19 protein-coding genes and 1 pseudogene are annotated in these 20,228 nt (G+C 71.4%); 16 read left to right on the top strand and 4 right to left on the bottom strand.

Annotated elements, in window-relative coordinates; all coding sequences use genetic code 11:
• Window positions 1–65: 65 nt before the first annotated feature.
• A complete protein-coding gene (locus JYK18_RS36305) occupies window positions 66–620 on the bottom strand; it encodes a DoxX family membrane protein (protein ID WP_206807924.1) in 555 nt (184 codons plus the stop codon).
• Between the two features lie 154 nt (window positions 621–774).
• Between JYK18_RS36305 and JYK18_RS36300 the strand changes: the two genes are divergently transcribed.
• The 10 genes and pseudogenes from JYK18_RS36300 to JYK18_RS36255 all read left to right on the top strand — a co-directional run bounded on the left by JYK18_RS36300 (window position 775) and on the right by JYK18_RS36255 (window position 9,471).
• Entirely contained in the window at window positions 775–1,326 is a 552-nt protein-coding gene (locus JYK18_RS36300) for an HPP family protein (RefSeq protein WP_206807923.1), read from the top strand.
• Window positions 1,327–1,414: 88 nt separating this feature from the next.
• Complete coding sequence (locus JYK18_RS36295; protein ID WP_206807922.1) at window positions 1,415–2,341, top strand: hypothetical protein; 927 nt, start codon at window positions 1,415–1,417, stop codon at window positions 2,339–2,341.
• Complete coding sequence (locus JYK18_RS36290) at window positions 2,338–3,222, top strand: universal stress protein (protein WP_206807921.1); 885 nt, start codon at window positions 2,338–2,340, stop codon at window positions 3,220–3,222. Before JYK18_RS36295 ends, JYK18_RS36290 begins: the two co-directional genes overlap by 4 nt.
• Before the next feature lie 65 nt (window positions 3,223–3,287).
• On the top strand, window positions 3,288–3,782 hold the full coding sequence (locus tag JYK18_RS36285) for a hypothetical protein (protein ID WP_206807920.1): 495 nt from the start codon (window positions 3,288–3,290) through the stop codon (window positions 3,780–3,782).
• Between the two features lie 102 nt (window positions 3,783–3,884).
• Window positions 3,885–4,793, top strand: coding sequence for a universal stress protein (locus tag JYK18_RS36280; protein ID WP_206807919.1), 909 nt, complete (start codon window positions 3,885–3,887; stop codon window positions 4,791–4,793).
• A complete protein-coding gene (locus tag JYK18_RS36275; protein WP_206807918.1) occupies window positions 4,790–5,458 on the top strand; it encodes a CBS domain-containing protein in 669 nt (222 codons plus the stop codon). The genes JYK18_RS36280 and JYK18_RS36275 overlap by 4 nt, the downstream gene beginning before the upstream one ends.
• Complete coding sequence (locus tag JYK18_RS36270) at window positions 5,445–6,056, top strand: CBS domain-containing protein (RefSeq protein WP_206807917.1); 612 nt, start codon at window positions 5,445–5,447, stop codon at window positions 6,054–6,056. The genes JYK18_RS36275 and JYK18_RS36270 overlap by 14 nt, the downstream gene beginning before the upstream one ends.
• Window positions 6,056–6,943: a universal stress protein gene (locus JYK18_RS36265; RefSeq protein WP_206807916.1), complete on the top strand. Its 888-nt coding sequence runs from the start codon at window positions 6,056–6,058 to the stop codon at window positions 6,941–6,943. Before JYK18_RS36270 ends, JYK18_RS36265 begins: the two co-directional genes overlap by 1 nt.
• Window positions 6,940–8,652, top strand: a pseudogene (locus tag JYK18_RS36260) (hypothetical protein). The gene JYK18_RS36265 and the pseudogene JYK18_RS36260 overlap by 4 nt, the downstream one beginning before the upstream one ends.
• A 165-nt stretch (window positions 8,653–8,817) precedes the next feature.
• Window positions 8,818–9,471, top strand: a complete 654-nt coding sequence (locus JYK18_RS36255) for a response regulator transcription factor (protein WP_206807915.1) — start codon at window positions 8,818–8,820, stop codon at window positions 9,469–9,471.
• A gap of 9 nt (window positions 9,472–9,480) precedes the next feature.
• Here JYK18_RS36255 and JYK18_RS36250 read toward each other — a convergent pair whose 3' ends face one another.
• Both JYK18_RS36250 and JYK18_RS36245 read right to left on the bottom strand, forming a co-directional pair.
• Window positions 9,481–9,783 carry a hypothetical protein gene (locus JYK18_RS36250; protein WP_206807914.1) on the bottom strand — a complete coding sequence of 101 codons (303 nt, stop codon included), beginning with the start codon at window positions 9,781–9,783 and terminating at the stop codon, window positions 9,481–9,483.
• Between the two features lie 44 nt (window positions 9,784–9,827).
• Window positions 9,828–10,769: a nitroreductase family protein gene (locus JYK18_RS36245; protein ID WP_307796206.1), complete on the bottom strand. Its 942-nt coding sequence runs from the start codon at window positions 10,767–10,769 to the stop codon at window positions 9,828–9,830.
• Between the two features lie 181 nt (window positions 10,770–10,950).
• Between JYK18_RS36245 and JYK18_RS36240 the strand changes: the two genes are divergently transcribed.
• From JYK18_RS36240 to JYK18_RS36230, 3 genes are all read left to right on the top strand, one after another.
• Window positions 10,951–12,690 (top strand): GAF domain-containing sensor histidine kinase, encoded by a 1,740-nt coding sequence (locus tag JYK18_RS36240; RefSeq protein WP_206807912.1) that lies wholly within the window; start codon window positions 10,951–10,953, stop codon window positions 12,688–12,690.
• 115 nt (window positions 12,691–12,805) lie between these two features.
• Window positions 12,806–15,457, top strand: coding sequence for a GNAT family N-acetyltransferase (locus JYK18_RS36235; protein ID WP_206807911.1), 2,652 nt, complete (start codon window positions 12,806–12,808; stop codon window positions 15,455–15,457).
• 2 nt (window positions 15,458–15,459) lie between these two features.
• Window positions 15,460–16,533, top strand: coding sequence for an acetate/propionate family kinase (locus tag JYK18_RS36230; protein ID WP_206807910.1), 1,074 nt, complete (start codon window positions 15,460–15,462; stop codon window positions 16,531–16,533).
• A 541-nt stretch (window positions 16,534–17,074) separates the two neighbouring features.
• Here the strand turns inward: JYK18_RS36230 and JYK18_RS36225 are convergent.
• Window positions 17,075–17,527, bottom strand: a complete 453-nt coding sequence (locus JYK18_RS36225; RefSeq protein ID WP_206807909.1) for a DUF4232 domain-containing protein — start codon at window positions 17,525–17,527, stop codon at window positions 17,075–17,077.
• Between the two features lie 466 nt (window positions 17,528–17,993).
• Here JYK18_RS36225 and JYK18_RS36220 point away from each other — a divergent pair, with 466 nt between their 5' ends.
• Genes JYK18_RS36220 through JYK18_RS36210 form a run of 3 tightly spaced genes read left to right on the top strand, consistent with a single transcriptional unit; the run spans window position 17,994 to window position 20,226 of the window.
• Window positions 17,994–18,671 carry a response regulator transcription factor gene (locus JYK18_RS36220; protein WP_206807908.1) on the top strand — a complete coding sequence of 226 codons (678 nt, stop codon included), beginning with the start codon at window positions 17,994–17,996 and terminating at the stop codon, window positions 18,669–18,671.
• Complete coding sequence (locus tag JYK18_RS36215; protein ID WP_206807907.1) at window positions 18,668–20,020, top strand: cell wall metabolism sensor histidine kinase WalK; 1,353 nt, start codon at window positions 18,668–18,670, stop codon at window positions 20,018–20,020. The genes JYK18_RS36220 and JYK18_RS36215 overlap by 4 nt, the downstream gene beginning before the upstream one ends.
• The gene (locus JYK18_RS36210; RefSeq protein ID WP_206807906.1) at window positions 20,017–20,226 is read left to right on the top strand and encodes a hypothetical protein; all 210 of its coding nucleotides are present in this window, start codon (window positions 20,017–20,019) and stop codon (window positions 20,224–20,226) included. Before JYK18_RS36215 ends, JYK18_RS36210 begins: the two co-directional genes overlap by 4 nt.
• Window positions 20,227–20,228 lie beyond the last annotated feature (2 nt).

The raw sequence follows: 20,228 nt of genomic DNA, 5'->3' as shown, positions 1-20,228 counted from the left end.
TCCACAATAGACAGACGGCATTGCCCGCGACCGATGGGCAATGCCTTCCGCGGGGTGGCTCGGTTCTACAGCAGCCAGCGGTTGTCGCCGACGAGGTGTTCCCAGCGCTTTCCCAGGCCCCAGGTGTGCCCGGCGTACACGGCCGCGAGCACGATGAGGACCAGGGCGTAGATCAGGTGGTACTCGATCACCGGGTTGGTGGAGCGGGTCGCTTCGCCGGTGTCGGTGAACCGCGCGGGCGGCCATTCCGCGACCCACATCAGCAGCAGCATCACCGTGCCGGTGACCGCGGCGATGCGCAGGCCGACGCCGAGCACGAGCGCGATGCCGATGCCCAGCAGGCCGATCATGAACAGCGAGTCGGCCCACCAGGCACCCGCCCAGCCGCGCAGGGTTTCGGCGAAGGGTCCACTGTGGACGCCGCTGAGGAAGCCCTTGGTGGGGGATCCGCCGTTGAGCCAGGCGTTCGCGGCCGGGGTGGCGTAGCCCCAGCCGAAGGTCTTGTCGGCGAAGGCCCACAGGAAGAGCAGGCCGGTGGCGACGCGCAACACGGAGATCGACTGGGCGGCGCCGGCGGAGATCCGGGTCGGGTCGGCGACCCGGGATTCTCGGATCGACATGGTCGGTTCCTTTCCGCTCAGGGGATTCCAGCCTGTTCCGGTGGGGGTCGCCCTGTCCGGGGGCGAAGGTCACCGCGGCCGGTGACGATCGGCCGCCGTCGGCGGGCGGTCCGGCTTCGTAGCGTCAGGCACCTACCAGGAGGAGGAGCGGCTCATGCTGGCACGAGAGATCATGACCCGGCCCGCGGTGGCGGTCTCGCCCGAGACGCCGGTGCGGGAAGCGACCGCGATGCTGATCGAACACGGCTTCGCGGGCATGCCGGTGGTCAACGAGGACGATCAGGTCGTCGGGGTGTTCACCGAGGCCGACGCGCTGCGCGCCGACTTCGGCTCCGCGGAGACCACGGTGGCGGCGGTGATGGTCAGGCCGGTGGAGGTGGTCTCGCCGGACACCGATGTGACCGAGGTGGCGCGGCACATGCTGAGCGATCGCCTGCGGTGCGTCCCGGTGGTGGAGGAGGGCGTGCTGGCCGGGGTGATCAGCCGGCGTGACCTGCTGCGCCCGCTGGTCCGCCACGACGACGCCATCGCGGCGCAGTTGCACGTGCTGCTCGACGACTACGCCGGGCACCGCAGGCGCTGGTCGGTGGAGGTGGCCGGTGGGGTGGTCAGCGTCGGCGGCGGGTTCACCGACGCGGCCGAGCGGCAGACGGTCCGCGCGCTCGCGCACACCGTTCCCGGGGTCTCCCGGGTGGAACTCCGTTGATGGGTGGCGAAAGGCCCACGGCTCGGTGACCCGGGTCCCTGCCGGGGCGCGCCGCGGCCGGAGACAGTGGACGGGTGGAGGTCCTGTGATGAACTGGTCGACTGCGGAAATCGGCGCGCTGGCGAGGGCGGTGAGCCACGCGCCCTCGGTGCACGACACCCGGCCGTGGCTGATCGAACCGCGTGGTGACGTGGTGAATCTGTACGAGCGGCGCGAGGTGTCGTTGCCGAGGCACGATCCGACGGGCCGGGATCGGGTGATCTCGTGCGGGGCGGCGCTGGTCAATCTGGAGCTCGCTGTTCGGGCGCTCGGCTGGGGCGTGGAAACCACGTTGTTCCCGCAGGGCGGCCGCGCGGAGCTGGTGGCCCGGGTCCACGCGGCCGGGCGGGCGGAGCTGACCGAGGAGATCGCGACCCGGTACGCGGCCATGTTCCGGCGGCACAGCTACCGGCACCCGTTCCGGCTCCGGCGCCTGCCCGTCGAGCGGTTGCGCTCGCTCAGCCGTGCGGTGGGCGAGGACGGCACCCAGGCGAGGGTGATCGATCACCGGACCGAGTCCGCCGACTTGGCCGAACTGCTCGGTTACGCGGCCCGTGTGCTCCAGGACGACGCCGCCTACCAGCGCGAACTGACCGCGTGGACCGCGGAGCCCGCTGATCGATCGAGCCTGCCGTGGGCGGGCCTGGTCCGGCGAAACACCCGGGTACCCGACGAGATCACCTTCACCGCCCGGCTGGCCCGGGAAGGGCTGCTGGCGGTGCTCACCCCGGACGACACGCGGCGCGACCACCTGCACGCCGGTGCCGCTATGCAGCGGATCTGGCTGGACGCGGTGGCCGGCGGGCTGGTGGCGTCGGTGGTGACCCAGCCGCTGCACCTGCCCGAGGTCCGTGCCGGGCTGATCGAGCGGCTCGGCCTGGAGGGCTACCCCCAGCTGCTCATCCGGGCCGGTCATCCGGCCGAATCCCTGTCCCGGCCCCTGCCCGCCCCTGTCTCCCTGGAGGAACTGCGATGAACGAGAAACCGGTCTTGGTTGGTGTCGACGGGTCGGCCTCGGCCCTGCACGCCGTGCGCTGGGCGGCGCGGGAAGCCGTGCGCCGCGGCCGTGCGCTGCGCCTGTTCCACGCCTGCTTCCTGCCGCCGAAGCCGCACGTGCCGGTGGCGCTGCCGCGGGACTACCGCGACGCACTGCTGGAGCAGGGGCGGCAGTGGCTGGGGGAAGCGGCCGACGCGGTCAAGAAGGTCGAACCCGAGGTGGTCATCCACACCGACTTGCGTGCGGGCGTGGCCGCGGACCTGCTGGTCACGGAGTCGGCTGAGGCCGAGTTGGTGGTGCTGGGGTCGCGCGGGCTGGGCGGCTTCAGCGGCCTGCTGGTCGGGTCGGTGGCGGTCGCGCTGGCGCACCACGGGCACTGCCCGGTGGTGGTCGTGCGCGGGAAGACGCTGGAGTCGGAGCCGCCGGAGGGCGGGCCGATCGTGGTCGGGGTGGACAACTCGGACAACTGCGACGCCGCGCTCGACTTCGCGTTCGCCGGCGCGGCGCTGCGCGAGGTCCCGCTGATCGCGGTGCACACGTGGACCGACTTGACGCTGGAACACGGCTGGCCGGTGATGCCGATGCAACTGGACTACCGGCTCATCGGCGAGGACGAGGCCCGCGGCCTGACCGAGCACCTGGCGGCCTGGCGGACGAAGTACCCGGAGGTCGAGGTGATCGAGCGGTCGGTGCGGGATCGGCCGGTGCGCGGGCTGCTCAAGGCCGCCGAGGCCGAGGATGCCCAGCTGCTGGTGGTCGGCTCGCACGGTCGTGGCGGGTTCGCCGGGATGTGCCTTGGCTCGACCAGCCAGGGCCTGTTGCACCACAGCAGCTGCCCGGTCGCGGTGATCCGGTCATGAGGGTGCTGTTGACCGAGTCCCGGTTCGGCGACTCGGCCCGGCTCGGAACCAGGTGGTGAACTCGCTTGTTCCCCGGCCGGAAGCCGCTGGCCCGCCACACGGACCGCGTCGAGGCGGCACTGCTGAACGTGGTGCTGGCGGTAGCGGCGCTGGCGCTGCCCGGGGCGATCGCGCTCGGTGGGCACATGCACGACGACCGCGCCGCGATCATCGAACACCAGGCTACCACCCGGTATCCGGCGACCGCGGTCCTGCGGGCGGACGCACCCGCGAGCGGTTCGCACAGCACCGCCATCACGCACAAGGTCGACACGCCTGCCACGTGGGTGACCGCGGACGCGCAGCGACGGACCGGCATGGTCCCCGCCGAGCAGCGAGCGAAAGCCGGGGCCGCCGTGCCGGTCTGGCTCGATGAGCACGGAAACCCAGTCACACCACCGGAGGCGCCATCCAACGCGGTGACCGCCGGAGTCGCGGTCGCCCTGCTGAGCTGGCTCGGCGTCCTAGGGCTGTGCTGGCTCGTCTACGGGTTCGTGCGCGTTTGGTGTCGCCTGCGCTGACGGGCGAAAGTCCCTGTGTGAAGGGAAGAACGGCCGCATTCGCGGCACGGGTCCGCTGGATAGCTTCGATTCGTCGGTAACGAGCGAAGGTGAGGAACGGCGATGAATGGGTCACCAGCGGGAAATCCACCGGTCACGGTGGCGATCGACGGTTCCGAACCGGCGCTCGCGGCGACGCGGTGGGCGGTCGAGGAGGCCGTCCGCCTGCACGCGCCGTTGTTCATCCTCAGCGCCTACGGCCTCGACGACGTGTCGTTCGCGATGCGCGTCTACCCGCCCGCCGAATGGCTGGAGGCCAAGAAGCAGGCCGCCGAGCGCATGGTCGCCGACGCGGCGGCGGTGGCCAATGAGATGGCTCCCGGCCTGCGCGTGCAGACCAGGGTCAGCCCGCTCGGTTCGGTGTCCGTGCTGCGCGAGGTGTCGGCCCACGTGCGGATGCTGGTGCTCGGCAAACCGGGTGGCGCGGTGAGCGGGCTGGTGGTCGGCTCGACGTCGATCCCGGTGCTCGCCGGGGCCGACTGCCCGGTGGTGGTCGTGCGCGGCCGGGACCGCGGTCGCCCGCAGGAAGGGCCGGTGGTCGTCGGGGTCGACGGCAGCCCGATGAGCGAGGCCGCGATCGCGCACGCCTTCGCCGAAGCCTCGGTACGACGGGCACCGCTGCTCGCGCTGCACAGCTGCCACGACGCGGACCCCGCCGGTCTGTTCAGCGAGGGCAGCGCCTACTTCGAATGGGAATCGGTCACCACTGCGGAAGAGCGTCTGCTCGCCGAACGCCTGGCGGGCTGGCAGGAGCGGTACCCGGACGTGGCGGTCGAGCGGGTCGTCGCGCGGGACAAGCCCCGCCAGCGGCTGCTCGAACTGAGCAACAAGGCGCAGTTGGTGGTGGTCGGCAGCCGGGGCCGCGGCGGGTTCACCGGACTGGTGCTCGGCTCGACCAGCCAGGCGCTGGCCCACCACGCGAACTGCCCGGTGATGGTCGTCCGCACGCACCCCGAAGGAGTCCGGTCATGAACCTGAGCACGGTCGCCTCGGTGATGACCGCAGACCCGGTCACCGTGGGATTGTCGGCTACGTTCAAGGAAATCGCGGAGCACATGGCCACCCGGCGGATCAGCGCCGTCGGCGTGACCGACGCCGACGGCGCGCTGGCCGGCGTGGTTTCGGAGGCGGATCTGCTGGCGCACTACCGCGTGTGCCTCAAGCGGCGGCACCGGCTGCGGTACCGCCTGGAGCGGCGCAAGGCGGCGGCCAGGACCGCGGCCGAGCTGATGACCGCGCCCGCCCTGTGCGTGGATGCCGAGGACTCGCTGACCACCGCGGCGGCGCGGTTCGCCGAAACCGGGGTCCGGCGGTTGTTCGTGGTCCGCGACGGCAAGCCGGTCGGCGTGCTGGCCCGGCACGACCTGATCAGCGTGTTCGCCAGGGACGACGCGGAGATCCGGCACGAGATCGAGAACACCGTGCTGTGGCAGGAGTTCTCGCTCGGCCCGGACCGCGTGCGGGTGCTCGTCGAGAGCGGCGTGGTCACCGTGGTGGGCCGCGTCGAGCGCCGTAGCGAGGTCGCGCCGGTCGGCAGGCGGATCGGGCAGGTGCGGGGCGTGGTCGCGGTGGACAACCGGCTCGACTACGTCTGGCAGGACGCTCCGGCGGAGGTGGCCACCGATGCGCGCCCGTGAGCTGATGACCTCGCCGGTGATCACCGTGCGGCCGTCGACCTCGGCCAAGGAAGCCGCTTCGCTGCTGGCCGAGCACGGTTTCACCGCGTTGCCCGTGCTCGACGAGGACGACCGCCTGATCGGCATCGTCACCGAAGCCGACCTGATCCGCGACCGCGTACCCCGCGACGTCCGGTACCGCCACCACGAGACGCCGCACCCGGTGCCCGATCTCGATGTGGGTTCGCTGATGACCTCGCCGGCGGTGGCGATGGGCGGCGGCACGGATGTGGCCGACCTGTGCCGGGCGCTGCTCGACGACCGCATCCGGGCGATGCCCATTGTGGACGGTGCCACCGTGGTCGGCATCGTCACCCGGCGGGACGTGGTGCGCGCGCTGGCCCGCAGCGACGCCGACATCGCCGCCGACGTCCGGCACCACCTCGAGATCTACGGCGGCCCCGGCCGCTGGCGGGTCGAAGTCCACGACGGCGTCGTCCACATCGTCGACGCCTACGACAGCGAGACCGACCGCCACGTGGCCACCCTGCTCGCCCAGGCCGTGCCCGGCGTGCTCGACGCGCGCACCGTTTCCGAAACCACAGAAGGGCTTGTCTGATGGAGAACAAGATCGTCGTCGGGGTGGACGGCTCCGCCGGGTCGGCCGCCGCGGTGCGCTGGGCCGCCCAGGAAGCCGGGCGCCGGCACTTCGGCCTGCACATCGTGCACGGCTTGCGGGTCGCCGAGCTCTACTACGGGGGCGGGCTGGCGATGCCGTCCAAGCTGGTCGACTCGCTCCGGGAAGCCGGGGACCAGCTGCTCGCCGACGCCGAGGAAACCGCGCGTGAGGTGGTCGGGGAGCTCAGTGTCTACACCGAGATGCCGACCGAGCCGCCGGTTCCGCTGCTGATCGACCTGTCCCGCGAGGCCCGCATGGTGGTGGTGGGGCGCAGTGGCCGCAGTGCGTTCACCGGCATGCTCGTCGGTGCCACGGCGGCCACCGTGGCCAGCCACGCGCACTGCCCGGCGGTGGTGGTGCGGCCGCGGGAAGGTGGTGAGCTGCCGGTGTCCGGACCGGTCGTGGTCGGCATCGACGGCAGCCCGAACAGTGAGCAGGCGCTGGCCGCCGCGTTCGAAGAGGCGTCGCTGCGGGACGCGCCACTGGTGGCGCTGCACGCGTGGAGCGACGTCACCTACGACGACTTTTACGGCGCTTCGCGGCTGCCCTCGCCGTGGGAGGCGATCCGGGACGAGGAGGAGCGGCTGCTCGCCCAGCGCCTGGCCGGGTGGCAGGAGAAGTACCCGACCGTGGAGATCCGCCGGGAACTGCTCCGCGACCGGCCTCGGCACGCCCTGCTGGCGCACTCCGAGCAGGCACAGCTGCTGGTCGTGGGCAGCCGCGGGCGCGGCGGGTTCACCGGAATGCTGCTCGGCTCGACCAGCCAGGCCCTGATCCAGCACGCGCAGTGCCCGGTGCTCGTGGTGCGCCCGGAGAAGGCGAAGTGACCGCGGTCCACGCCGGGGTGCTCAGCCCTGCCGAACTCAGACAGGTGCACGCGCTCTGGCGAGCGGCCAACTACCTGTCCGCGGGACAGATATACCTGATGGACAACCCGCTGCTGACCCAGCCGCTCCAGCGGGAGCACGTCAAGCCGCGACTGCTCGGGCACTGGGGCACGTCGCCGGGGCTGAACTTCGTCTACGCCCACCTGAACCGGGCGATTGTGACGCACGGTTTCGAGGCCCTCTTTGTCACCGGTCCCGGCCACGGCGGGCCCGCGCTGCTGGCCAACACCTGGCTGGAAGGCAGCTACACCGAAGCCTGGCCCGAAGTCACCCGCGACGCCGCGGGCATGCGCACCCTGTTCCGGCAGTTCTCCTTTCCCGGTGGGGTGCCGAGCCACGTCGCGCCGCAGGTGCCGGGGTCGATCCACGAGGGCGGTGAACGCGGCTACTCTCTCGCGCACGCGTTCGGTGCCGCGTTCGACAATCCCGGCTTGGTCGTCGCCTGCGTCATCGGCGACGGTGAGGCCGAGACCGGGCCGCTGGCCACGAGTTGGCACGCCAACAAGTTCCCCGATCCCCAGCGAGACGGCCGGGTGTTGCCGATCCTGCACCTCAACGGCTACAAGATCGCCAACCCGACGGTGCTGTCGCGCATCCCGCCCGCCGAAGGGCTGGACCGGACCGTCCGAAGTGGACGGCCTGCCGGTGGAGGGGACCTGGCGTTCGCACCAGGTCCCGCTGCACGACGTGCGGGATAACCCGGACCGGCTGGCGCAGCTGGAATCCTGGCTGCGTTCGTACCGGCCGGAGGAGTTGTTCGACGCGACCGGCGTGCCGGTCGCCGAGGTGACCGCGCTGATCCCGGCGGGGGACCGGCGAATGGGCGCGAGCCCGCACGCGAACGGCGGGCGGATCCTGCGGCCACTTGCCCTGCCCTTGCCGGATTCCCATGGGGTGCCGGTGCCGGAACCGGGCACGCAGCTCACCTCGCCGACGCGGGCGCTGGGCAAGTACCTGCGCGACGTGTTCGCCGTGAACGCGAGCCGGGCCAACTTCCGCCTCTTCGGCCCGGACGAGACGGCCTCCAACCGGCTCGACGCCGTGTACGAGGTGACGGCGAAGCAGTGGCAGGGCGCGATCGAACCGGTCGACGAGAACCTGGCCGCGGACGGGCGGGTGCTGGAGGTGCTGTCCGAGCACCTGTGCCAGGGCTGGCTGGAGGGCTACCTGCTCTCGGGCAGGCACGGGCAGGTCTCCTGCTACGAGGCCTTCGTGCACATCGTGGATTCGATCGTGAACCAGCACATCAAGTGGCTGAAGGTGCACCGCGAGATCCCATGGCGGCGCCCGGTTGCCTCGCTGAACTACCTGCTCACGTCGCATGTCTGGCGACAGGACCACAACGGTTTCTCCCACCAGGACCCCGGCTTCGTCGACCACGTGGCGAGCAAGAGCGCCGAAGTCGTGCGGGTCTACTTCCCACCGGACGCGAACTCGGCACGACCACAACGCCGTTCGACATGCTGGTGCTCAACCACATGGACCGCTTCCAGCTGGTCATCGACGTGATCGACCGGGTTCCCGGCCTGGCCACCACCGCCGGCGGCCTGCGGCAGCGCATGAGCGAGGCGCGGCAGCGCCACCACCACTGGATCCGCGAACACGGCGAGGACCTCCCCGAAATCCGCCATTGGAAGTGGGCGGACTGAGGCGTGAACTTCACGCTTCCGCGACCGGGCTGGGCTTTCTTCGAGGACGACGGCCTGCCCGAGTGCTGACAATCGAAGGAAGGACTACCTCCGAACCAGGGACTTTGGTCATCGTCTGGACGGCGTGACCCGTCGTAGGCTGCTCATCATCGGAAGGAGAGCGGCATGCTCCGGGTGTTCTTGGTGGATGACCACGAGGTGGTCCGGCGTGGTGTCGCCGACATGCTCAACGAAGAGGACGATCTCGAGGTCATCGGGCAGGGCGGGAACGTTTCCGAGGCGCTGGCCCGGATCCCGGCGCTGCGCCCGGACGTGGCGGTGCTCGACGTCCGGCTGCCCGACGGCAACGGGGTGGAACTCGCGCGTGAGCTGCGGTCGAAGCTGCCCGAGCTGAACATCCTCATGCTCACCTCCTACACCGACGAGCAGGCGATGCTCGACGCGATCATGGCCGGGGCCAGCGGGTACGTGATCAAGGACATCAAGGGCATGGACCTGATCTCGGCGGTCCGCGAGGTCGGTGCGGGTCGTTCGCTGCTGGACGCGCGGGCGACGGCGGCGCTGATGACGAAGCTGCGTGAGAGCGCGGAGAAGAAGGGCCCGCTGGCCCAGCTCACCGACCAGGAGCGGACGCTGTTCGAGCTGATCGGCGAGGGGCTGACCAATCGCGAGATCGCCGAGCGCATGTTCCTGGCGGAGAAGACGGTCAAGAACTACGTGTCCCGGCTGCTGACCAAGCTGGGCCTGCAGCGCCGGACGCAGGCCGCGGTACTCGCCACCGAACTGCGCGGCGGCGCCGCGCGCGACGCCGAGCACTAAGCGGGTGCTTCAGCAGTAGATCGACGTGCAGCGTGTCGAGTACGAGCCGCTGTCCGAGGACGCGGAGATCGCGCCGAAGACGATCGCGAGTCCGATCGCGAGCGCGGGGATGATGATCAGAACCCACATCAGGATGCGCCGGATCGAGTGGAGGACCCCGAGCTGTTCCAGTGCGATCTGCCTGGCCGCGTCCGACGGGCTGCCGGTTGCCAGGATGCGCTCCTGACTTCCGTGCACGGCGATGGTCTCGCTCCAGACGGACGGCGTCGTCAAGCCGAGGTCGGTGAACTTCCGGGGTGTTGTGTCGGTCATGATTCATCAGTCGTCCGGTCGAGCCGGGATGTGACGCCGTTGAGCTAGGCGTTGAGGTGCTGCCCGGTGAGCAGCACGTCCGCCAGCGGGCGGCGTGGGGTCCAGGCGGTCGGCGAGCCGTAGCCGATGCGGAGCACCATCTGCGGCCACAGCCCGCCGCCCAGTAGTTTCTGCAGTTCGCGGCGTACTGACGGGACCTCGACGGGCTGGGAGATGAACGAGGCATCCAGCCCGGCCGCGGTGGCGGTGAGCAGCACCCGCTGCATGGCCTGGCCTGTCCGCAGGCGGTCGGCGGGCAAGTCGCCGAACGAGCCGATGACCACGACGAGTGGCTCACCGTGGCCCGCCGGAGGGCGCGTACCGGTGCTGCCGAAGTCCCGCAGCGTCCAGTCGGAGTTGGACACCGTGCCCGCGGCGCTGAGCGGCACCCCGTCCCGTGATCCTCGCGGGCGGTGCGTCCACTGCTGCCATTCGGCCAGGAACGCGGTGTTCGAAACCTGGACCTGGTGGGCCTTTTCCACCAACCGGTGGAGCCGGTCGCGCTGGTTCTGGTCGAGCACCGGCATCCAGGCGTGCTCGACCTCGGCGGCACGCCGCAGCGCGGCGAGCACGTGTCCGGGCACCGGCGTGGTGGTGAAGGGCATCCGGTTGGTGTGCCGGCGCGGAATGGCCTTGGCCAGCCGGGTGATCCGGCCGTCCGGCGAATGGACGGCGAGGGGCCGCACACTGGCCAGCAGGGTGGGTTCCTCGCGCCGGGGGAGCAGCACGGTCGCCGGGTGCGCGCCGAGCGCGGTGATGGCGGCCCGGAGGTTGAACAGGGCGGCACCACACGACAGCAGGAGTTCGCGCCGGTCGGGATCGGTGGCGGTCAGTGCGCGGCTGAGGTCGGCGTGCAGGTCGATGCCGGCCGGGGAGCAGCGGAACAGCCACGGCTGGGTGTTGTGCGTCGAGGGCGCGAGAATGGCGGCTTGCAGCACCGATTCCACCTGGTTTGTGCTCAGGCCCCCGACCGAGGCCACTTGCATGAGCGTTCTTCCCCTCACCGGCAATGGGCGGCAGACTGGCCGCTGATGTCGATTGAGCGTGCTGCCAGCCTGCCGGTCGGCGTAAGGGAAGAAAGTCACCCGCCACGGCGGGAAAGTCCCGGACGGAACGGAGACGGCCGCCATGTCCGCTGACTCGGGCACCGAGGACGACGGCAGCGGCGCCCGCCGCGTGACCGGAACGCTCTCGCAGCTTCGGGTGCGGGAGGTGCTGCGTGATCTGCAGGAGCGCATCGAGCTGCTGATCAGTACCAGGGACAAGATGGACGGCCTGCTCGACGCGGTGCTGGCGGTGGCCTCCGGGCTGGAGCTGGACACCACGCTGAGGCGGATCGTGCAGGCCGCGATCGACCTGGCGGAAGCCCGGTACGGCGCACTGGGCGTGCTGGGGGAGGGCACGTCGCTGGCCGAGTTCGTCTACATCGGGATCGACGAGCCGACCCGGGACCGGATCGGTCACCTGCCGGAGGGCCACGGGGTGCTCGGGCTGGTCATCGACGAGGCCAAACCGTTGCGCCTGGAGGAGATCTCGCGGCACCCGGCCTCGGTCGGCTTCCCGGCGAACCACCCGCCGATGCACTCCTTCCTCGGTGTCCCGGTCCGGGTGCGGGACGAGGTGTTCGGCAACCTGTACCTGACCGAGAAGCAGGGCGGTGGCGAGTTCACCGAGGACGACGAGGTGGTGCTGCAGGCGCTGGCCGCGGCGGCCGGGATCGCCATCGAGAACGCGCACCTCTACGAGCAGGCGCGGCTGCGCCAGCAGTGGCAGGCGGCCACCGGTGAGGTGACCACGGAACTGCTGGCCGGCACCGAACCGGCCGAAGCGCTGAACCTGATCGCCAGCCGGGCACTGGAACTGACCGGTTCCGACGTGACGCTGCTGGCGTTGCCCTATTCCGCCCAGTTCGACGCCGACGAGGACTGGGACGACACCGCCGACGAGCTGACCGTGCTCGTGTGCGCGGGCAGCCGGTCCGCGGAGCTCACCGGGATGCGGCTGGAGGTCGCGTTGTCGCTGCTGGGTGCGGTGTACCGCGATCGCACCCCGCGCAACGTGCCCGAGGTGGCACTGGGGAACTCGCAGCTGGGGCCGTCGCTGGTGGTCGCGTTGCGGGCCGGGGATCGGACCTCCGGGGTGCTGATGGCCGCGCGGGAGGTCGGCGCGCCCGGCTTCGCCGCCGATCAGCTGCCGGTGATCGCCTCGTTCGCCGACCAGGCCGCCCTGGCGCTGCAACTGGCCACCCAGCAGCGCACCGCGCGGGAACTGGACGTGCTCGCCGACCGCGACCGCATCGCTCGCGATCTGCACGACCACGTGATCCAGCGGTTGTTCGCGGTGGGCCTGGCCATGCAGAGCACCCACCGGCGCGCGAAGTCACCCGAGCTGCAGCGGCGGCTCGGCGAGAGCATCGATCAACTGCACGAGATCGTGCACGAGATCCGCACCGCGATCTTCGACCTGCACGGCGGCGCGGCCGGGCACACCGGGCAGCGGCTGCGCAACCGGCTGCACGACGCCATCGCCGAACTCACCGAATCGAGTGAACTGCATCCCTCGGTGGTGATGTCCGGGACCTTGGACACCGTGCCGCAGCAGTTGGCCGAGCACGCCGAAGCGGTGGTCCGCGAGGGCGTGAGCAACGCCGTCCGGCACGCGGGCGCGGCGGGCCTGACCGTGACGGTCGCGGCGAAGGACGAACTGCGGATCACCGTGGCCGATGACGGTGCCGGGATCCCGGCCGAGGTCACGACGAGCGGCCTGCGCAACCTCCGCGAGCGCGCCGAGGCCCTGGGCGGTTCCTTCGCGATCACCCCGCGCGACGGTGGCGGAACCCAGCTCGACTGGATCGTGCCGCTGCGCTGAGCCGGTCGCACCGGTGACCAAGGTCCTCCCGGTTCGAGCAGTTGGCCTGCGGCGCCGGTTCGCCGGTGGGCGGTCTCCTTGAGCCGACCGCGGTTCGAGGGCGCGAGGAGCTGAGATGACCACGTGGGACACCGGCGTGCGGGCACCGCTGGCCGACGGCGAAGTGATCACCATCCGGCCGCTGAGCCCCAATGACGCCGACGACGTGTTCGACCTGCACCGGCGGTTGTCCGCCCGGGACAAGTACTTCCGGTACTTCGGGCCGGAACCGGCGCACCTCGACCGGCTGGCCGCGCGGATCGCGGCCGAACCCGGTCCCCGGCACACCGCCATCGGCGCTTACCGGGACAGCCGGCTGATCGGGGTCGCGTACTACGAGGCCGTGGCCGAGGCGGGTGACGCGGAGATCGCGCTGGCCGTCGACGGCGCGGCCCAGGCACACGGGGTCGCCACCCTGTTGCTGGAGTACCTGGTCTCGGCGGCGAAGGAGCAGGGTGTGCGGCGGTTCGTCGCCGAGGTGCTCGCCGAGAACACGCCGGTGATCCGGGTGCTGACCGGCCTCGGACTGCCGGTCCGGTTCAGCCCCGGCGGCCCCGAGCGGGACGTCGTGCTGTCGCTGGCCGACGACGGCCGCTACGCCGACGCCGTGCTGCACCGGGAACTGGTGGCCGACACGGCGAGCCTGGTGCCCGTGCTCCGGCCGTCCTCGGTCGCGGTGATCGGGGCGGGACGGCGTCCGGGCACCCTGGGCCACGAACTCCTGCGCAACGTGCTCGGCGGCTTCGCCGGCACGCTCACCGCGATCAACCCGAAAGCCGGTGACCGGATCGCCGGGGTGCCCTGTGCCGCTTCACTCGGCGATCTGCCGGAGGTGCCCGAACTCGCTGTGCTGTGCGTGCCCGCGGAACGCTGCGCCGACGTGGTCCGCGAATGCGGCGAACGCGGTGTGCGCGCCGTGGTGGTCATCTCGGCCGGACTGACCGGAACCGCGGCCGGCCGGGAGTTGCTCGACGCGGTCCGCCGGTACGGCATGCGGATGGTCGGGCCCAACTGCCTCGGCGTGGCGACCACCGAACCGGGCCACCTCCTCAACGCGACCTTCCTGCGCGACCCGGTTCCGGTGGGCGAGGTCGGCGTGGTCACCCAGTCCGGTGGCGTCGGCATCGCGCTCGCCGACGGGCTGGCCCAGCTCGGCCTCGGGCTGTCGAACCTGGTCTCGACCGGCGACAAGTACGACGTCAGCGGCAACGACCTCCTGCTGTGGTGGCTGGCCGACGAGACCACCCGGATCGCCGTGCTCTACCTGGAGTCCTTCGGGAACCCGGCCAAGTTCAGCAGCCTGGCCCGGACGCTGGCGCGCGAGAAGCCGCTGCTGGCCGTGCGCAGCGGCACCGGTGACGTCGCGCAGGCGGCAGCCGCGTCGCACACCGCCGCGGCGGCCACGCCCGCGGTCACCCGTGACGCGCTCTACGAGCAGGCCGGCGTGATCGCGGTCGACTCCGTGGCGGAACTTCTCGAAGTGATCGCGGCGCTGTCCTGGCAACCGCTGCCCGCCGGTTCGCGGGTGGCGGTGGTGAGCAACGCCGGTGGCGCGGGGGTGCTGGCCGCGGACGCCTGCGAACGGTGGTCGCTGGCCGTTCCGGAGCTGTCCCCGGGCACCGTCCAGCGGCTCCGCGCGCTCCTGCCCGCCAGCGCGGGGGTGGCCAACCCGCTCGACACGACCGCGGCCGTGCCCCCGGGGATCTTCGTCGAGGCCCTCCGGGCGGTGTTGGCCGACGACCGGATCGACGCCGTCATCGCGATCACCGTGCCCACCGCGGTCAGCGACCCGGCCGACGGACTGGCCGTCGTGGTGCGCGAGTCCGCCAAACCGGTGCTCGCCGTGCGGCCCGGTCAGGCCGAACGGGTCACGCCGCTCAACGCTCCGGACGCGGGCGCGGTGACCGCGAGCTACGACGACCCCGGTGGCGCGGCCGCGGTGCTGGGCAGGCTGTCGGCTTACGCTGCGTGGCGCAGGCGCCCCGAAGGTCAGGTCCACCACTTCGACGACATCGACGCCGACGCCGTGCGCGACCTGGTCCGTGGTGCTTTGGCGGCCGGTGGTGGCTGGTTGCCGCCCGATGCGGCCGCACGGCTGCTGCGGCTGGCCCGCATCCCACTGGTGGACACCAGGTACGCGACCACCGACGAGGCGGTGCTCGCGGAGTTCGACCAGGTCGGCGGCCCGGCGGTGCTCAAGGCGGACGCCATCGGCCTGCTGCACAAGAGCGCCGGGGGCGGGGTGATCACCGGCATCGAAGACCTGGCCGGCCTGTGCTCGGCGCTTCGCCTGCTGCGGGAACGCTTCGGCGCCGCGCTGCGCGGGGTGGTCCTGCAGCCGATGATCCCGCCCGGCCGCGAACTGCTGATCGGCGTGCGGTCGGACGAGGTGTTCGGCCCGCTGGTCGTGTTCGGGCTCGGCGGCGTCGACACCGACCTGGTCGCCGACCGGGCCGCGCGCCTGGCCTCGCTGACCGACACCGACGCCGGGCTGCTGCTGGACTCCCTGCGCTCGTCGACAGCGCTGTGGGCGTCGGGCCTGGCCCGGGAGGGCGTGCGCGAGGTGCTGCTGCGGGTCAGCGCGCTCGCCACGCTGGTCCCGGAAATCACCGAACTGGACCTGAACCCGGTCACCGTGTCGGGAAGTCGTTGCCTGGCGCTGGATGTGCGGGTCCGCATCGAACCCCGGCGGGCGCCGGACCCGTTGCTGCGGGCGGTGAGGAGCTGACCATGCGGGTACTGACCCTGAACCCCGGATCGTCCAGCCTCAAGGCCGCGATGGTCCACAATGGAGTAGCCAAGGGCTGGGCGGCCTGGGAGACGGCCGACCCGGCCACCGACTCGTGGATGGTCGGCGACGCGTTGCGCCGCTGGCCCGAGCCGGACGCGGTGGCTGTGCGCTTCGTGCACGGCGGTGGCCGGACCGCACCGGCCATTGTGGACGATATCGTGCTGGCCGACCTCGACCGGCTGACCCCGCTGGCGCCACTGCACCAGCCGCTGTCCCTCGACGTCGTCCGCGTCGTGCGGGGGCTGCGCCCGGACCTGCCGGTGGTGGCGTGCTTCGACACCACCTTCCACACCGGCTTGCCCGAGGCGGCCGCGCACTACGCCTTGCCGAAAGCCTGGACGTCGCAAGGAAGGTTGCGGCGCTACGGTTTCCACGGTCTGTCCTATCAGTACACCGTGCGGCGCGCGTCGGAACTGCTCGGCGGTGACGAGCTTCGCCTGGTGTGCTGCCACCTCGGTGCCGGGGTCTCGGTCACCGCGGTGCGCGACGGGCGGAGCGTGGACACCAGCATGGGCTTCACCCCGCTGGAGGGGCCCGCGATGGCCACCCGGTCGGGTTCGGTGGACCCCGGATTGCTGCTGTACGTGATGGAGACCGGGCCGATGACGCCGGCGGAGATGACCGATGCGCTGGTCCACCGGTCCGGCCTGGCCGGGATGAGCGGCACCACCGGCGATCTGCGCGAGGTGCTGGCAGCCCGCGAGGCAGGGGAGCCGGACGCGAAGCTGGCCTACGACGTCTACCTGCACCGGCTCCGGCGGGAGATCGGCGCGGCGGCGATGAGCCTGGACCGGCTGGACGCGCTGGTCTTCACCGGTGGCGTAGCCGAATACCAGCCGGAAGTGGTGCACGACGTGATCCGCGGCCTGGGCGTGCTAGGCGTGACCACAGCCGACGACCACGGAGACGGCGACCGTTTCCTCAACTCGCCGGATGCCGCGGTGGTGACCCTCATCGTGTTCACCCGCGAAGACGTCGAACTGGCCCGTGGCGCGGAATGCGCGCTGTCCTGACCAGGCGGCCCAACCCGGACAGCGAGAACACCGCCGCTGCCCGACGGGGCGGCGGCGGTTTCGGGGGCCGGTGAAGCTGCTGGTACGAAACCGGTTCCTGCCGAGAATCGGGTCGGCCGCACGCTGCGGACTGCTGTTCGCGTTCACCGCCACGGACAACGGCTCAGTGGAATGACCGTTGCGAACCGTAGGGGATTTCCTCACGCAGCTCGGGGACTATGAGTAACGTCGCTCCAGAACGCAAAACCAGTTTGCGGCGGGTCGCCTTCGCCAGCGGTGTGGGCACTTCCCTCGGGTTCTACGACTTCGCGATCTACGGCACGGCAACAGCTCTGGTCTTCACCGACACCTTCTTCCTGGCAGACGACGCCTGGTTCGCGGCCTTCATGGGGTTGGCCACCTTCGGCGCCGGCTTTCTGATGGGACCGATCGGTGCGATGCTGTTCGGGTGGATCGGCGACCGCTACGGGCGGCGCCGGGCGCTGCGGCTCACCTTCCTGGGCATGGGCACGGCCACGGTGCTGATGGGACTGCTGCCCAGCTACCGGTGTGCGTTGGGAGTGCTTCCGGTGAAAGCGCCGCCGCTGATCCAGCCGCCGCGGCAGACCGGGCCCAGCGTCCACGGCACGCCGAAGCTTTCCGCTTGGTCCGGCGGCGTGATCTCCAGTCGGACGGCTTCGGGCCGGCATGGCCCGCCGGCCGGTTCGCCTTCGTCCGGGTTCGCCGACCAGCGCAGTTCCCGGACCGCCAGGTCCCCCGGGGCGAGCACCACCTCGGTGGCTGCCGGGTGTGCCCGGCGCCAGGCGTCGGTGGGCACTGTCCGGGCGTCGGCGCCGAGCAGGCGCAGATCGCCGTATCCGTTGATCACGCAGGTGGAGTCGCCGCGGTTCGTCACCTCGAGGGTGGCCCGGCGGTGGCCGACCTCGGGAGAGCCGGGCCGGAGCCGCCCGGACAGGTGCGCGGCCTGACACGCGGGCAGGCCACTTGCCGTCACCGTTGTCGTGTGCGGGGCCGGCGGCGCTTCCGGTGGCACCGGTTGTGGTGCGCCACAGCCACTGAGCACCAACGCGCACGCCCCTGTTGAGGCGAGGACACGCATCCCGCGCATGAACGCCCTTTCCGCTGAACTCTTTCCGTGCGCGACGGTAGCAGCGAGCCGGGAACGCGCCCGGGGAAGGAATATTGCGCTCTCCTGACATTTCGCCGTGGCTTTCTCCTCACCGCGCAGGAAGGCGATCGTCAGTTCGGATCGGAAAACGGCGGTGAGCGAGGTGATCCGCGAACTCGCCACCGAGTTCGGCCGCACGGTGCCGAAGTCCGGTGCCGTCGGCCCGAGGTGGCGATGGACATCATGATCGCCGCGCGTCGGCGCGGGGGCCCACCGGCACGCCCGGTGGTGCGTGATGGCGTGTGATAATCGGCCGCCGGAGGTGGACGATGACGCTGGCGCGGGCTGGTTCATGACGGCGGTACTGCTGGTCGAGGACGACGAACACATCCGGGAGGCGCTCGGGCTTTCCCTGTCGGACCACGGTTTCGACGTGGTCGAGGCGGTTTCGGGGGAGCAGGCGCTGTCGGTGGTCGAGTCCACGCCGATCGACGTGGTCCTGCTGGACCTGATGCTGCCCGGCATCGACGGCATGGCGGTGTGCCGGTCCCTGCGCTCGCGCGGTGACCTGCCGATCATCATGGTCACCGCCCGCACCGACACCCGCGACGTGATCGACGGCCTGGAGGCGGGTGCGGACGACTACGTGACCAAACCGCTGATCGCCGGCGAGCTGGCCGCCCGCATCCGGGCCCTGCTGCGGCGCCGCGGTCCCGGCCGCACGGAACTCGTCGCCGGCGCGCTGCGGATCCACCCGAACACCGGCGAGGTCGATCGGGACGGGGAATCGCTGCACCTGACCAGGACCGAGTTCCGCTTGCTGTCCGAACTCGCCGCGGCCGGCGGGGATGTGGTGAGCAGGGAGCAGTTGCTCCAGCGGGTCTGGGGCTACGACTACTTCGGCGACACCCGCCTGCTGGACGTGCACATCCGCCGGTTGCGCCGCAAGGTGGAACTCGATCCCGACGAACCCGCGCTGGTGCTCACCGTGCGCGGCGTCGGCTACCGGGTGCACCGGGACGGCGGATGAGCAGGCGGTGGTCGTTGCGGTGGCGGGTGACCGCCGCGCTGGGCGTCGGCTCGCTGCTGATCGTCAGCGTGCTCGCGGTGACCACCTGGAACCTGGCCACCAGCTACCTGCTCGACCAGCGCGAACAGGCCGCGGTGCGGCAGGCGCAGCTCAACGTGCGGCTGGTCGACGCCGCGATCCGCGATCGATCGCCCGGCCTGGACGAGTTGCTGACCGGGCTGACCACCGGGCCGGACTCGTCGATCCTGGTCTACCAGCCGGGCCGGTGGCTGACCAGCGGCAGGCAGGTCCCACCGCAGACCCTGCCCGGCGAACTGGTGGACCTCGGCAGGGCGGGGGAACCGGCCCGCCAGCGCTTGGCCGTGGGCGGTATCCCGGTGCTCGCGGTGGTGCTGCCGGTGGTGTCCGAGGGAGGCTTCTACGTCGAGTTGTTCCCGCTGGTGGAGCTGGACCGCACGATGCGGTTCCTGAGCGTGGTGCTGAGCGCGGCGACGGTGGCGGGCGGTCTGCTCGGCGGCGGGCTGGGCTGGTGGGCCAGCCGGCGGGCGCTGCGCCCGCTGACCACGCTGACCAGTGCGGCGTCCCGCATCGCAGCCGGCGACCACGGCGCCCGCCTGCCCGCCCAGACCGATCCCGACCTGGCGCCGCTGGCCGCCACCTTCAACGCCACGGCGGAAGCGCTGGAGCACCGGGTCCAGCAGGACGCGCGGTTCGCCGGGGACGTCAGCCACGAGTTGCGGTCCCCGCTGACCACCATGGCCAACGCGGCCGAGGTGCTCGACCGCCGCCGTGATGCCCTTCCCGCACCCGCTCGCCGCGCACTGGACCTGCTCGTCGCGGAGATCCGCCGGTTCCAGCGCATGGTGGTCGACCTGCTCGAGATCTCCCGCGGCCGCCAGGAGTACGACGAGCAATCCTGGGAACTGGTGGACCTCGGCGACGTGGTCCGCCGGGTGCTCGAGCACCGGAACCAGCCCGATGTGCTGGACGCGGCGGCGCCCGCACTGGTGCTGGCCGATCGGCGGCGGCTGGACCGGGTGGTCGGCAACCTGCTGGACAACGCCGACCGCTACGCCGGCGGCGCGGTGCGCATCGCGGTCACCGCACACGACGGGAAGGTGCGAATGGAGGTCGACGACCAGGGCCCCGGGGTGCCGGTGGAGCTGCGGTCACGGATTTTCGAGCGGTTCACCCGCGGACAGGCGCGGGGCCGTGGCGACGAGATCGGCAGCGGGCTCGGGCTGGCGATCGTCGCCGACCACGTCGCCCGGCACGGCGGCACCGCCCAGGTGGCAGACCGGCCCGGCGGCGGCGCGAGGTTCACCATCGAACTCCCGGAGGCGGAATGAAGAAGCTGGTGCTCAGCGGTCTGGCCGCGCTGGTGCTGGCGTGCGCCGGATGCGGGGTCAGTACGCAGGATCGCCCGGAGAAGCTGCCGAGCCTGACCCGGATGCCGGACCCCACGCCGTCGGTCACCCAGGTACCCGAGCACGAGCCCACGTCCGGATCGTCAGGCAGTCGTCAGGTTCCGCCGGGGGAATCCACGACAGGATGAGG

The sequence above is a fragment of the Amycolatopsis sp. 195334CR genome, from assembly GCF_017309385.1.
Lineage (GTDB): Bacteria > Actinomycetota > Actinomycetes > Mycobacteriales > Pseudonocardiaceae > Amycolatopsis.
The sequence above is the reverse complement of the archived record's forward strand: the minus strand, read 5'-3'. Positions and strand labels throughout refer to the sequence as shown.

Excerpts from the sequence above, each read along its gene's own strand:
- JYK18_RS36235 (WP_206807911.1), top strand. The coding sequence starts at position 12,806 with ATGACCACGTGGGACACCGGCGTGCGGGCACCGCTGGCCGACGGCGAA.
- JYK18_RS36295 (WP_206807922.1), top strand. The coding sequence starts at position 1,415 with ATGAACTGGTCGACTGCGGAAATCGGCGCGCTGGCGAGGGCGGTGAGC.
- JYK18_RS36270 (WP_206807917.1), top strand. The coding sequence starts at position 5,445 with ATGCGCGCCCGTGAGCTGATGACCTCGCCGGTGATCACCGTGCGGCCG.
- JYK18_RS36220 (WP_206807908.1), top strand. The coding sequence starts at position 17,994 with ATGACGGCGGTACTGCTGGTCGAGGACGACGAACACATCCGGGAGGCG.
- JYK18_RS36255 (WP_206807915.1), top strand. The coding sequence starts at position 8,818 with ATGCTCCGGGTGTTCTTGGTGGATGACCACGAGGTGGTCCGGCGTGGT.
- JYK18_RS36210 (WP_206807906.1), top strand. The coding sequence starts at position 20,017 with ATGAAGAAGCTGGTGCTCAGCGGTCTGGCCGCGCTGGTGCTGGCGTGC.
- JYK18_RS36240 (WP_206807912.1), top strand. The coding sequence starts at position 10,951 with ATGTCCGCTGACTCGGGCACCGAGGACGACGGCAGCGGCGCCCGCCGC.
- JYK18_RS36230 (WP_206807910.1), top strand. The coding sequence starts at position 15,460 with ATGCGGGTACTGACCCTGAACCCCGGATCGTCCAGCCTCAAGGCCGCG.
- JYK18_RS36290 (WP_206807921.1), top strand. The coding sequence starts at position 2,338 with ATGAACGAGAAACCGGTCTTGGTTGGTGTCGACGGGTCGGCCTCGGCC.
- JYK18_RS36280 (WP_206807919.1), top strand. The coding sequence starts at position 3,885 with ATGAATGGGTCACCAGCGGGAAATCCACCGGTCACGGTGGCGATCGAC.
- JYK18_RS36275 (WP_206807918.1), top strand. The coding sequence starts at position 4,790 with ATGAACCTGAGCACGGTCGCCTCGGTGATGACCGCAGACCCGGTCACC.
- JYK18_RS36250 (WP_206807914.1), bottom strand. The coding sequence starts at position 9,783 with ATGACCGACACAACACCCCGGAAGTTCACCGACCTCGGCTTGACGACG.
- JYK18_RS36300 (WP_206807923.1), top strand. The coding sequence starts at position 775 with ATGCTGGCACGAGAGATCATGACCCGGCCCGCGGTGGCGGTCTCGCCC.
- JYK18_RS36215 (WP_206807907.1), top strand. The coding sequence starts at position 18,668 with ATGAGCAGGCGGTGGTCGTTGCGGTGGCGGGTGACCGCCGCGCTGGGC.
- JYK18_RS36265 (WP_206807916.1), top strand. The coding sequence starts at position 6,056 with ATGGAGAACAAGATCGTCGTCGGGGTGGACGGCTCCGCCGGGTCGGCC.
- JYK18_RS36305 (WP_206807924.1), bottom strand. The coding sequence starts at position 620 with ATGTCGATCCGAGAATCCCGGGTCGCCGACCCGACCCGGATCTCCGCC.